This window comes from Rhizobium tibeticum (genome assembly GCF_900110205.1).
Classification (GTDB): Bacteria; Pseudomonadota; Alphaproteobacteria; order Rhizobiales; family Rhizobiaceae; genus Rhizobium; species Rhizobium tibeticum.
The window spans coordinates 100,872-112,910 of sequence record NZ_FOCV01000014.1; the positions used below are offsets into that span (position 1 = coordinate 100,872).

The following is a 12,039-nucleotide window of genomic DNA, read 5'->3' on the forward strand; positions in this document are numbered from 1 at the left end:
ACCTCCCATTGAAAATGGCGGACGCCATCGCCCGCCACATGATCAACCCGGATACCAGACGATGCGAGGATCCTCCTCCGAACGCACATACCCCCAGGCCGAGTCGATAAGCATTTCCGGATCGTAGACGGGCCGCCATCCAAGCAGGTACTTCGCCTTGCTGTTGTCCATCCAGTTCGAATGGAACTGGCTCGGTATGTCGACCGAGCCGAGCCCGCGCGTCCGTGCAAGGTAGGCGGCAACCTCACCGTAGTCGACGGGTCGGTCCATGCAAATGTTGAACAGCTGACCTTTGGCGCGCGGATTGTCGAGCGCGGCAAGGATCGCGGAGACGAGGTCGTCCACGTGAACGAAATTGCGCTTCAAGGGCCTGCCGTCAGCATCACGCAACAGCGGAACCGCGTGCTCCCGCGCATAGCGTTCCGCGTCAGCCCGCGGCACGAGCGCATTCCAGTCCGGTCCGCCGAAAACGTCGTCGCCGAACGACAATGTGAACTTGAAGTCGTCCTTCTCCATGATCCAGGGCGCACGCAGGCAGCAGCCATTGATGCCGTACTGGATTTGGAACTGCACCAGCATCACCTCTTCCAGCACCTTCGACAGCGCATAGCAGCCGGGATAGGCCTGATGCGGCGTCGCTTCAGTGATTGGCGCTTCATGGCGATAGAAGAAGTGCCCGATCCCGGCATCGCCGCCGATGAGAATGAATTGGCGCGCAGTGGCGCTCGTTCTGAAGCCATCGAGAAGCCAGAAAAGTCCCTTGACGGTGACGTCCATGACGTCGTCTGGCGTCTCCTTGCACGTCGCGAGATGCACGACATGCGTGACATCAGCGAGCGCATTCCTCACCGCCTCGCGATCGCTGATCGAGCCGCGCACCGCCTCGACACGCTCGGTTTCTGGGCACAAGCGATTATGACAAAGCGCGCGAATGCGCGCCTTTGAAAATCGCGGATCGTCGAGCAGCCCACCGATGAAGTGCTGCCCGACCTTGCCCGTTGCGCCGGTGACAAGGATCAGCATGATCTCCTCCAACAACAGCTAATATACAGACACTTCTGCGCGTCAACGAAATTGTACTACAAAACGAATAATTGTAGCGGGGACCGCAAATTAGCGACATCCGATTGACGGATTCGCGTGGTTCTGGATAAATGTCGAGAGCGCTCGCGGGGAGGAAACTGGCGGGCGAAATCGCGGCTCGAAACAGGGTCGCGGCTTTGGGAGGCTAGACGTCTGGTGGCAGTTCTCGAGCTCGCCAACATCTCAAAACATTTCGGCGCCATACAGGCGGTCAACGACGTTTCGTTTTCGCTCGCGGCGGGAGAGGTCGTGGGCTTGATGGGCGACAACGGCGCCGGCAAGTCGACGCTTGTGAAAATGATTGCCGGCAATTTCCGCCCAAGCCACGGAACGATGCAGCTTGATGGTCAAGACCTCATTCTGCACAAGCCGGTCGAAGCCAGGCAGCGGGGCATCGAGATCGTCCACCAGGACCTGGCGCTCTGCAACAATCTGACGGCTGCCGCCAACGTGTTCCTAGGCCGAGAAATCCGCCGCGGGTTCGGGCCCCTGCGCATTCTCGACTACAAGACGATGTACAGGCGCGCCGGCGAAATCTTCAGGGAACTGAAATCGGAGACGCGCCCGCGAGACCTGGTCAAGCAGATGTCGGGTGGCCAGCGCCAGGCGGTCGCGATCGCCCGCACCATGCTGGCGGAGGCAAAGCTGGTGCTCATGGACGAGCCCACCGCCGCCATCTCCGTGCGCCAGGTTGCCGAGGTTCTCGCCCTCATCCGCCAACTACGCGATCGTGGCATCGCCGTCATTCTGATCAGCCACCGCATGCCTGATGTCTTCTCGGTTGCTGACCGTGTGATCGTCATGCGGCGCGGGCGCAAGGTTGCCGACAAGCCGATCGCGGCGAGTTCGCCGGAGGAAGTCACAGGGCTCATAACGGGCGCAATCGAACAAGTGTGATGCGTACCCGGTCCTAACGTAAGCGAAGGTCGACCATGGCAATAACCCTCGATCAGACGATAGCGCAGAAGCAACGCAGCTGGTTCGCATCCGTATTCGCGAGCCAGACCTTCTGGGTTCTCGTTGCCGTCGTTCTCGCCTGTATCTTCCTGTCCTTCGCGACCAGCTCCTTCGCCACGCCCGCCAACCTTTACAACATCACCCGCAACGTCACCTTCATCGCGATCATCGCGCTCGGCATGACGCTGGTCATCATCACGGGCGGCATCGACCTCTCGGTCGGTTCCGTCCTTTGCCTCTGTAGCATGGTGCTCGCGGTTACCATGCATGCCGGGTACGGCATCGGAACGGGCATTGCAGCCTCGATTGGCACAGCGCTTGTGGTCGGCGCGTTCAATGGCATCCTGATCGCCTATCTCGGTTTCCCGCCCTTTGTCGTCACGCTCGGCATGTTGTCGATTGCCCGCAGCCTCGCGATGGTGGCCTCGAACAATACCGTCGTCTTCCAGTTTGGCCCGGATCACGACAAGCTGCTGGCGCTCGGCGGCGGCGCATGGCTCTTCGGCATCGCCAACCCAGTGCTATACATGGCGGTTCTGGCACTTTTGACCGGTTTTGTGCTGCGCTGGACACGATTTGGTCGCTACGTCTTCGCCATCGGTGGAAACGAGCACGCCGCGACGCTGACCGGCGTGCCCGTCAGGAAGATCAAGGTCGCGATCTATATGATCTCGGCGTTGTCGGCCGGTGTTGCCGGCATCATCCAGACCGGCTGGCTTGGCGCCGTAACCACGAACATCGGCGCGGGCATGGAACTACAGGTGATTGCCGCAGCCGTCATCGGCGGCGCCAATCTCGCCGGCGGCGTCGGCACCGCCTTCGGTGCCATCGTCGGCGCTGCCTTGATCGAAGTCATCCGAAACAGCCTTGGCTTGCTTGGTATCAACGCCTTCTGGCAGGGCACCTTCATCGGCGGCGCGATCGTTCTCGCGGTTCTTTTCGACCGGCTGAGAAACCTGCGGCAAAGCGAGTAGCAGAAGGCGCAGCGACTAGCGGCGTGCCCCTCAGTCCTCGTTCGATTTGGCGTTGTCGAGAATCATGTAATCGAGCGGCAGCTGCGTCGAATACTTGATCTGCTCCATGGCGAAGGTGGAAGACACGTCGCGGATTTCGATCTTCGCGATCATCCGCTTGTAGAAGGCGTCATAGGCGGCAATATCCGGCACGACCACGCGCAGCAAATAGTCCACGTCGCCGCTCATGCGATAGAACTCGACCACCTCGGGAAAATCGGCAACGACTTCCGAAAAACGCCGCAGCCACTCGATCGAGTGCGTTGCTGTCCGGATCGACACGAAGACCGTGACCTTGGTGTTGACCTTTTCCGGATCAAGGATGGCGACGCGGCGCTTGATGACGCCATCCTCTTCCATCTTCTGGATGCGCCGCCAGCAGGGTGTCGTGGAAAGCCCGACCTTCTTGGCGAGATCGGCAACGGCCAGAGTCGAATCTTCCTGCAAAAGGCGCAGGATCTTGCGGTCAAGACGGTCCATACAGCAAAGCCCCTTCGAATTATTTTCTCTGTATAGCGCGATTCCGGCAGTTTAAAAGAATTTTGTTTCAGTCAGTCAGGAGTTTCACGCGTTCCCGCAAAACTGGCAGCAGCTCCGCCTCGAACCACGGATTGCGCTTGATCCAGGCCGTGTTGCGCCAACTCGGATGTGGCAGTGGCAAAATTGCCGGTGAGCGCCGATGCGATAGCGTCGCCCGCCAGGCCCGCACTGTCTCGGTCATGTTTTCACGGCGCTCGGCGCCCATGTGCCAGGCCTGCGCATATTGGCCGACCGCCAACAGAAGTTCGATCTGCGGCATCGCCGAAATCGTCCCGCTCTGCCAGTGTCGTGCGCATTCGCGGCGCGGCGGCAGGTCGCTACCCTTGGCGTCATAGCCAGGAAAACAGAAGCCCATCGGCACGATGGCGAAGCGATCGCGGTCGTAAAACGTCTCCCGATCGACCTGCAGCCAGTCGCGCAGGCGATCGCCGGATGCATCGTTGAACGGAACGCCCGTCTCGTGAACCCTGAGGCCAGGCGCCTGCCCCGCGATCAATATCCTCGCCTTCGACGATATCACGGCGACTGGCCGCGGCTCATGCGGCAAACGAGCGACCGCCCCGCCAAGCGGCGCGTCACGACAGATGCGGCAGGCTGCAATCTCCTGCCGAAGAGCATCCAGCACCCACTCGTCCGGCGCGTTTTTCCCCATCACCATCCAAGCAACCCCATGATGCCACGAGCATCTGCACGCGGCGCATGGTCGCGCACGCTGCGTGGCATCTCGAACGTGCCTGCCCAGAGTCCGGCTTTCTCCACCCGCGCCAGCGCTTCCTCGTCGCCATAGGCGCCATAGGATACCGCCATGCCTCTGCGCACCATTGCAGCGTTAAGATCGACTTCGCCGGAATGACAGACGACAAGCAGACGATCGAACCGGTCCCGTTCCGTCCCGCTGCACTGCGTATCTGCCGGCATGATAAGAACCTGCAGTGCCCGCTTCGCCTCCTGCCCGCATGCCCATGCCCTGCCTGCCCGTTCGCACCTCTGGCTGAGCTCCGGCGCATCGATGCCGTAAAGCCGCATTCGCTCCTTGCCGAGGTTCAGGCTGTCGCCGTCCGCCACATGAAATTGGCCGGAATAAGCCGTTTCGGCCCCGTCGTTCAGCTTGGCTGCAATCAGCCACAGGAACGCCAGCAGAGCCAGCGCCGTCACGCCGTCGCGCATCACCCGCAAACCGCGTGTCACGGTTTCGCCTCCTTCAAAAACAAATCCTTGGCAAAGATGCCTAACATCATCTTAAGGATTGCGGTCTAGGGTGTAGACACCCGCGGATCAAGTTTCAACGTGCACAATGAGTACAGGCGTTAGCACATCGGCCGATAAGAACATCGTCGACAAGTCACGCAGTCACCGCAACAAGCCTGTGTCGAAGGCTGTTCGGCTGACGCGGGAACGCCTCCAGTCGAGCCACGCAGCAAGCGGCGCATTCGATCGCGACGTGCTCGTGATGTACATCAATGCTGTCCTCCAGGGCGCGTCGATCGTACCGCTCTTCGTCATCATTATTGCCGCTCTCGGCGTCTACTTCACGGAAAACACGCAGATCTTTCTGTGGGCGCTGCTAACGCTGACGGCCCATGCCGCAAACGTGTTCCTCGCGCGACGCGCCCGCGGTCACGAGATCAACGCGACAACAGCGCGCAAATGGCGCCGCGTTCTCTTGCTTGGGCAATTCATGGTTGGCTGCTGCTGGGCGGTGTTCGCCCTACAGGACTGCACCGCATGCGAGCCCTCGAGCTTCCTGCTCTACAAAGGTGCCACGCTGCTCATTGCGCTCTCCGTCACGGCAATGTCGAACTTCATGCTGACGCCGTCGGTCCTCATAACCTTTGCACCTGTCGTTCTCGGATTGGTTGCCAAGGCCGGGCTCTCCCGCGAAATCCTTGAGATCAGCCTGACGGCCATCTTCACGACGACGGTGATCCTTTTCAACTACATCAGCGACCGGCTCTTCCAGTCCAACTTGAAGATCCTCGCATATCAGGCCGAGAAGGACGATCTGATCGCCGAGCTGGAAGTCGCAAAATCCATGTCGGATGAAGCCCGTCGTCGGGCGGAGGAAGCGAACCTGGCAAAGTCCCGCTTCCTCGCTTCCATGTCGCATGAATTGCGCACACCGCTTAACGCCATCCTGGGCTTCTCGGAGGTCATGTCTGCCGAGGTGATGGGGCCGCTCAACAACCCCACCTACAAGGAATACACCAACGACATCCATCGCTCTGGCGAGCATCTGCTGAACCTCATTAACGAGATCCTCGACCTGTCGCGCATCGAGGCTGGCAAATACGAGCTCAGCGAGGACGCAATCTCGCTGCTGAACATATCGGAAGATTGCATCGGCATGGTGCAACTGCGCGCCCGCGGCAAGAACATCACCATCTCGCAGCAGTTCGAGGCCGAATTGCCTGCCGTCTGGGCAGACGAGAAAGCGCTGCGTCAGGTCATCCTCAACCTGCTTTCGAACGCCGTGAAGTTCACGCCACAAGCCGGCGAAATCCACGTTAAGGTCGGCTGGACGGCAGGCGGCGGCCAGTACATCTCCATCAAGGACAACGGTCCCGGAATTCCGGAAGAAGAGATCCCTGTAGTCCTGTCGGCTTTCGGCCAGGGCTCGATCGCGATCAAGAGCGCAGAACAGGGCACCGGCCTCGGTCTGCCGATTGTTCAGGCGATCCTCGCCAAGCACGACGGTCAGTTCATCCTCAAGTCGAAGCTGCGCGAAGGCACCGAAGTCATAGCGATCCTGCCCGCCAAGCGCGTGCTGCAGACCGTCCCGGCCGTCGAGGATACGCCGGTGGTTTCCCGCAAGCGCCGGAGCTTCGCGTAGCCGTCCTAGTCGATGATCCGCTTCAAATCAGCGTCGTCCGTGAAGTCCTGCGGGGCATTGTCGATGCCAGCCGGATCGGTCAAGTTCTTGAGAGCTCGGTTGGCGGTCGCTGAGTTCTGCGGCCTTGCGCAGCATGCAAGATAGCATCTCGCGATGCCGTCTCGGGCATCCAGCCAGTCGGTCAGCGACAGTCTCAACGCGTCATTGCGAGCCGGCTCTACCAGACCAACGGATGTATCAAGGCGATCGAACTGGGCAATAAACGCGCGGCCACGCCCGCGGTGAAGCTACCGCGCTCGTGGTTTCTGATGGCTGCCGCCTACGGCCAAAAGCATCACTATTTGCCGAATGCATCCGCCGAGGAGCGCAGTTGCGGACCCGTCATCCGAACAGCAGATGCTTCCCGATCGTGAACACCAGGAACACGCCGCATGCGACGATCATGCAGACGACGGCGAAAGATCCGAGATCCTTGGCGTGTTTTCCAACCATCGAGATCTCGGGCGAAATCCTGTCGATGACTTCCTCGATCGCCGTGTTCAGCGCCTCGACAGCGAAGAGTGCGAGAAACAACACAGTGGCGATCATCAGCTCGGCGAGTGTCGCACCGACGGCGATCAGCAGGATCAGCGAAACCGCGAAGAACAACAGTTCCTGCCGGAACGCAGCCTCCTTGATCAGCCGCCGGAAACCGCCGATCGAATAGCCGGCTGCTGCAAGGAAGTGGCTGATGCCAGTGAGTTTTGTCACGGCAGGTTTCATCAAGTGCCCTCGTGGTCCGTCAATGGCGGCCGTTGCCGCCACCAGTCAGAAATTGCGAATACCGGTTCACGGCCCCCGCGGCAAGAACTCCGTCATCAACCTGTCACAAACCTGAAAGCTCAGTGCTTGTTGCTGACGCCGGCCTGCGAGAACGTTGCCATGCCGGAATGGCAGGCCGCCGCTGCCTTGACGATCCCGGCCGCCAGCGCAGCTCCCGTCCCCTCGCCGAGCCGCATGCCGAGCGCCAGAAGCGGCGTCTTGCCGAGCATCTCGATGGCCCGCAGATGACCCGGCTCGCCGGAGACGTGGCCGATCAGGCAGTGGTCGAGGGCCGAAGGATTGGCGGCCTTCAGGATGGCGGCGGCCGCCGTTGCGACATAACCGTCGATCAATACCGGGATCCGCTCTACTCGCGCGGCAAGGATGGCTCCAGCCATCGCCGCGATTTCGCGGCCGCCGAGGCGGCGCATGATCTCCAGCGGATCGCCCAGGTGATCGCTGTGCAGCGCGACCGCCTTTTCGACAGCCGCAATCTTCCGCTCCAGCATCTCGCCTTCCGAGCCGGTTCCCGGTCCGACCCAGTCGCGCGCGTTGCCGCCGTAAAGCGCATAGTTGATCGCCGCTGCGATCGTGGTGTTTCCGATTCCCATCTCGCCGATGCAGAGAAGATCGGTGCCGCCTGCGATCGCTTCCATGCCGAATGCCATGGTCGCCGCGCAATCGCGCTCCGACAACGCGGGCTCCTCGGTGATATCGCCGGTCGGGTAGTCGAGAGCGAGATCGAATACCTTCAGGCCGAGATCATAGGCCACGCAGATCTGGTTGATGGCCGCGCCGCCGGCCGCGAAATTCTCCACCATCTGCTGCGTCACGGCAGGAGGAAACGGCGTGATGCCCTGCCTGGTAACGCCGTGGTTGCCGGCGAAGATCGCGACCAACGGCCGGTTCACCGCCGGCGCCTTGCCCGTCCAAGCGGCAAGCCAGAACGCAATTTCCTCGAGCCGCCCGAGCGCGCCGGGCGGCTTCGTCAGCTGCGCATCGCGTTCGCGTGCGGCTGCAAGTGCCCTGGCATCCGGCCCCGGCAGATCTCGCAGGAGTGCCCGGAAATCATCGAATGGCAGGCCTGAGACGCTCATGAATGCGGTTTCCTTGTCTTGGTCGATTAACTTGTCTTTTCGCTGCAAATCAGCTTCTTTCGTCGCCACTCTCTTAAAGGCAGCCGCGGAGGCGAACAACTCCAAAAGCGCTGCATATGGTCGCGGGGTCGGGCTGCACAATGAACATTGGAAACTATGCGGCCGACGTCGCTCGCGCCGTTGCCTTTCTCAGCCGCATTCCGATGCCGCCTTCTGCTTTCGTCGATTTCAACGGCAAGCTTGACAGGGCCTCCCGCGCCTTTCCGGCCGCAGGCATTGTCATTGCGCTCCTGCCCGCGCTTGTCTTCCTGGTGATGCTCTGCCTGCATGCAGACCGGCTGCTGTCGGCTTTCGTCGCGCTTGCCGTACAGGCGGCATTGACAGGCGCGCTTCACGAAGATGGTCTGGCCGACTGCGCCGACGGGCTCGGCGGCGGGCGCGACCGCGAGCATGCACTCACGATCATGAAGGACAGCCGCATCGGCACCTATGGCGCAATCGCCTTGATCCTGTCGTTTGCGCTTCGAGCAGGCGCACTCGCCGCAGTCGCACGCGCAGCGCCGCCCTTGGCCGCAGCACTCGCTCTGCCGGCGATAGCCTGCATCAGCCGTGGCGCGCTTGTTTGGCACTGGCATCGGCTGCCATCGGCAAAACCCGATGGCGTGGCCGCCGCCGCAGGACAGCCGAGCGATGGCACGATGCATATGGCGCTTGCCTCCGGCTGCCTTTTGTCGGCGCTGCTGCTCTGGCCGAGCCTCGGCCTCCTGCCCCTCGTCTGCGCGCTTCTTGCCTGCGGTTTGTCGGTCATGGCCTTTACCCGGTTCGTCCGACGCAAGCTCGCCGGGCATACAGGCGACACGCTTGGCGCTGCCCAGCAGATTTCGGAAATCGCCGCCGTCTGCGCCCTTGCCATGGCTTTGTGAAACCTCGATATAGATTGTATGCAAACAGCCTGCATCCATGTCTGCTCCATCGATCCGGAAACCGGCCTGTGCATGGGTTGCGGCCGTACGCTTCCCGAGATCGGCGGTTGGATGTCCTTCTGCGACGAGGAACGCCGACAGCTGATAGCCATATTGCCCGCGCGGCTTGCCGCAAGCCGACTGGCAATCCCGCCACAGCCGATGATGCAGGCCACAGCGGAGCAGCGTGCATGAACCGTCTGACGATCGTCCTTGCGGTCCTTGGCCTGGGTCTCGCCGTACTCATATTCAGCGATGACACGAACCGGATCTTCGGCATGAGGACCGACGATTTCGGCCGCGTCGTCTATCTGCTTCCGATCGCGCTGATGCTGGCTGCCGGCGTCTGGGCACGGCGCACGAGCGCGAGTGAGACCCTGCGCAATTTGATGATCTGGCTTGTGCTGATCCTCGCTCTTGCGACCGTCTATCTATATCGGCAGGAGGTGCTTGGCATCGGCAACCGCCTGCTCGCCGGCCTTGTCCCGGGCCGCGCAGTCGTCGTGACCACCAGCGAGGGCGGCGAAGAGGTGATCCTTCACAAGCTCCTGAACGGTCACTACGAGGCCTATGTCACGATCAACGGCCAGAGCATTTCGATGCTGGTCGACACGGGTGCAAGCATGATCGCGCTATCCCGCGAGGACGCGGAGCGGGTCGGCATCATTCCCGAGAATCTCGATTATTCGATGAGCGTCATGACGGCCAACGGTCGCGCCCGCGCAGCCCGTGTGACGCTCTCCGAGGTCGCGATCGGCCCGATCATCCGTCATAACGTTCCGGCCAGCGTCGCGCAGGACGGAAAGCTCGACCAGAGCCTCCTCGGCATGAGCTTCCTCTCCACCCTCGGATCTCTGCAGATCCAGACAGACGAGCTGCGGATGCGAGACTAGGAGGGCCCTTGGACCTCGCGCAGGTAGCAGCTAACTTCGCAGCCTGTATCCCGTCTTGAAGATCCAGCCCAGCGTTCCCAGGCAAACCGCCAGGAAGATCGAGATCATCCCGAGGCTCACCAGCGGATTGACGTCGGCAATGCCGAAGAAGCTCCAGCGGAAGCCGCTGACGAGATAGAGCGCCGGATTGAAGTGGCTCACCGCCTGCCAGAACGGCGGCAGCATGCTGATCGAATAGAAGCTGCCACCAAGGAAGGTCAGCGGTGGCACGACGAGCATGGGGATGAGGTTCAGCTGTTCGAAGTTGGTTGCCCAGATGCCGATCATGAAGCCGAACAGGCTGAAGGTGATCGCTGTCAGCAGGAAGAACAGGACCATCATCACCGGATGCTCGATCCTCACATCCACAAATATATTCGCCGTCAACAGGATGATCACCCCGATCATCAGCCCCTTTGTCGCCGCGGCGCCGACATAACCGAGCAGGATTTCGCTCATGGCCACCGGCGCCGACAATACCTCGTAGATCGTGCCGGTGAATTTCGGAAAGTAGATCCCGAAGGATCCGTTGCTGATACATTGGCCAAGCAGCGTCAGCATGATCAGCCCCGGTGTGATGAAGGCGCCGTAGGAAACGCCCTCCACCTCTTGGATCCGCGATCCGATCGCCGCGCCGAAAACGATGAAATAGAGCGATGTCGAAATGACAGGCGAAACGACGCTCTGCAACAGCGTCCGGCGTGTGCGCGCCATTTCGAAGAAGTAGATGGATTTGATTGCTTCGACGTTCATTTCGCTCCTCCCACGAGCGCCACGAAGATGTCTTCCAGCGAGCTCTGCTGCGTCGAAAGATCCTTGAAGTGAATATTGTGCTCGCCGAGCCGCGTCAGTAGCGTGGCGACGCTCTCCTGCTCGTTCTGGGCATCGAAATCGTAGATCAGCCGGCTGCCGTCTGCGGCGAGCGAAAGACCGTTGCCGGCAAAACGGTCCGGCAGCTCTTGCAGTGGCTCGTTCAATTCGAGAATGAGCTGCTTGCGGCCAAGCTTCGCCATCAGTGCCGTCTTGTCTTCCACCAGCAGGAGCTCCCCGCCGTTGATGACGCCGACGCGATCGGCAATCTCTTCTGCCTCTTCGATGTAGTGCGTGGTCAGGATGATCGTGACTCCGGAGCGCCGCAGCTTTTCGACGACGTGCCACATGTCCTTGCGCAGCGTCACATCGACGCCCGCGGTGGGCTCGTCGAGGAAGAGGATTTCCGGCTCATGCGACAGCGCCTTGGCGATGAGCACGCGCCGCTTCATGCCGCCCGACAGTTGCCGCAGCATGTTGTCCTTTTTGTCCCACAGCGAAAGGTCGCGGAGCACCTTCTCGATATGCGCCGGATCGGATCGCTTGCCGTGCAGCCCGCGCGAGAAGCTGACCGTATTCCACACCGTCTCGAACTGGTCCGTCGTCAACTCCTGGGGAACGAGGCCGATCAAGGAGCGCGTCGCCCGGAAATCCTTGACCACATCATGACCGTCAACGGTCACTGTGCCGCCACTCGGATTGGCGATACCACAGACAATCGAGATCATCGTCGTCTTGCCCGCGCCGTTCGGTCCGAGCAAGGCCAGAATCTCGCCCCGCTCGACATCAAGGTCGATACCCTTGAGCGCTTGAAATCCGTTGGCATAAGTCTTGGTGAGATTTCGGATGGAAATGATCGGGGCCATAAAGGGCTCTTCTGACATCTGCGGCGGGAGTTGCTGGGGCGCTATATATCCGCTTTGAGTAGTTTTGACATCCCGGCACAGACGAACAGAGTATTCACTCGCGTGAAAACGCGTCTGGAAGAAAAGACCATTCGCGCCTGTGGAAAAC

General features: G+C 60.9%; 14 protein-coding genes. 6 read left to right on the plus strand and 8 right to left on the minus strand.

What is annotated here, in order from left to right; translation table 11 throughout:
• Positions 1-42: 42 nt before the first annotated feature.
• Positions 43-1,023 carry an NAD-dependent epimerase/dehydratase family protein gene (locus tag BSG20_RS17020; RefSeq protein WP_072376839.1) on the minus strand — a complete coding sequence of 327 codons (981 nt, stop codon included), beginning with the start codon at positions 1,021-1,023 and terminating at the stop codon, positions 43-45.
• A gap of 213 nt (positions 1,024-1,236) precedes the next feature.
• On the opposite strand from BSG20_RS17020, the gene BSG20_RS17025 reads away from it, so the two are divergent.
• Both BSG20_RS17025 and BSG20_RS17030 read left to right on the plus strand, forming a co-directional pair.
• The gene (locus BSG20_RS17025; RefSeq protein ID WP_072376989.1) at positions 1,237-1,980 is read left to right on the plus strand and encodes an ATP-binding cassette domain-containing protein; all 744 of its coding nucleotides are present in this window, start codon (positions 1,237-1,239) and stop codon (positions 1,978-1,980) included.
• Between the two features lie 35 nt (positions 1,981-2,015).
• Positions 2,016-3,014, plus strand: coding sequence for an ABC transporter permease (locus BSG20_RS17030; protein WP_072376837.1), 999 nt, complete (start codon positions 2,016-2,018; stop codon positions 3,012-3,014).
• Positions 3,015-3,044: 30 nt separating this feature from the next.
• Here the strand turns inward: BSG20_RS17030 and BSG20_RS17035 are convergent, their stop codons facing one another.
• From BSG20_RS17035 to BSG20_RS17045, 3 genes are all read right to left on the minus strand, one after another.
• Positions 3,045-3,533 carry an Lrp/AsnC family transcriptional regulator gene (locus BSG20_RS17035; protein WP_024312846.1) on the minus strand — a complete coding sequence of 163 codons (489 nt, stop codon included), beginning with the start codon at positions 3,531-3,533 and terminating at the stop codon, positions 3,045-3,047.
• Positions 3,534-3,600: 67 nt separating this feature from the next.
• Positions 3,601-4,251, minus strand: a complete 651-nt coding sequence (locus BSG20_RS17040) for a uracil-DNA glycosylase family protein (protein ID WP_072376835.1) — start codon at positions 4,249-4,251, stop codon at positions 3,601-3,603.
• Complete coding sequence (locus tag BSG20_RS17045; protein WP_072376833.1) at positions 4,245-4,781, minus strand: thermonuclease family protein; 537 nt, start codon at positions 4,779-4,781, stop codon at positions 4,245-4,247. The genes BSG20_RS17040 and BSG20_RS17045 overlap by 7 nt, the downstream gene beginning before the upstream one ends.
• Positions 4,782-4,887: 106 nt before the next feature.
• Between BSG20_RS17045 and BSG20_RS17050 the strand changes: the two genes are divergently transcribed.
• The gene (locus tag BSG20_RS17050) at positions 4,888-6,423 is read left to right on the plus strand and encodes a sensor histidine kinase (protein WP_072376831.1); all 1,536 of its coding nucleotides are present in this window, start codon (positions 4,888-4,890) and stop codon (positions 6,421-6,423) included.
• A 381-nt stretch (positions 6,424-6,804) separates the two neighbouring features.
• On the opposite strand, the gene BSG20_RS17060 is transcribed toward BSG20_RS17050, so the two are convergent.
• Together BSG20_RS17060 and cobT are read right to left on the minus strand one after the other, a co-directional pair.
• Positions 6,805-7,185, minus strand: a complete 381-nt coding sequence (locus BSG20_RS17060; RefSeq protein ID WP_072376827.1) for a diacylglycerol kinase — start codon at positions 7,183-7,185, stop codon at positions 6,805-6,807.
• Between the two features lie 119 nt (positions 7,186-7,304).
• Positions 7,305-8,321, minus strand: a complete 1,017-nt coding sequence (gene cobT / locus BSG20_RS17065) for a nicotinate-nucleotide--dimethylbenzimidazole phosphoribosyltransferase (protein WP_072376987.1) — start codon at positions 8,319-8,321, stop codon at positions 7,305-7,307.
• Between the two features lie 140 nt (positions 8,322-8,461).
• Here cobT and BSG20_RS17070 point away from each other — a divergent pair, with 140 nt between their 5' ends.
• The 3 genes from BSG20_RS17070 to BSG20_RS17080 are packed head-to-tail and all read left to right on the plus strand — an operon-like array spanning position 8,462 to position 10,176.
• Complete coding sequence (locus BSG20_RS17070) at positions 8,462-9,244, plus strand: adenosylcobinamide-GDP ribazoletransferase (protein WP_072376985.1); 783 nt, start codon at positions 8,462-8,464, stop codon at positions 9,242-9,244.
• Between the two features lie 18 nt (positions 9,245-9,262).
• On the plus strand, positions 9,263-9,478 hold the full coding sequence (locus tag BSG20_RS17075; protein WP_072376825.1) for a DUF1289 domain-containing protein: 216 nt from the start codon (positions 9,263-9,265) through the stop codon (positions 9,476-9,478).
• The gene (locus tag BSG20_RS17080; RefSeq protein ID WP_072376823.1) at positions 9,475-10,176 is read left to right on the plus strand and encodes a TIGR02281 family clan AA aspartic protease; all 702 of its coding nucleotides are present in this window, start codon (positions 9,475-9,477) and stop codon (positions 10,174-10,176) included. Before BSG20_RS17075 ends, BSG20_RS17080 begins: the two co-directional genes overlap by 4 nt.
• Positions 10,177-10,206: 30 nt before the next feature.
• Here the strand turns inward: BSG20_RS17080 and BSG20_RS17085 are convergent, their stop codons facing one another.
• Positions 10,207-10,968, minus strand: a complete 762-nt coding sequence (locus BSG20_RS17085; protein WP_072376821.1) for an ABC transporter permease — start codon at positions 10,966-10,968, stop codon at positions 10,207-10,209.
• The gene (locus tag BSG20_RS17090; RefSeq protein WP_024312857.1) at positions 10,965-11,891 is read right to left on the minus strand and encodes an ABC transporter ATP-binding protein; all 927 of its coding nucleotides are present in this window, start codon (positions 11,889-11,891) and stop codon (positions 10,965-10,967) included. The genes BSG20_RS17085 and BSG20_RS17090 overlap by 4 nt, the downstream gene beginning before the upstream one ends.
• Positions 11,892-12,039 lie beyond the last annotated feature (148 nt).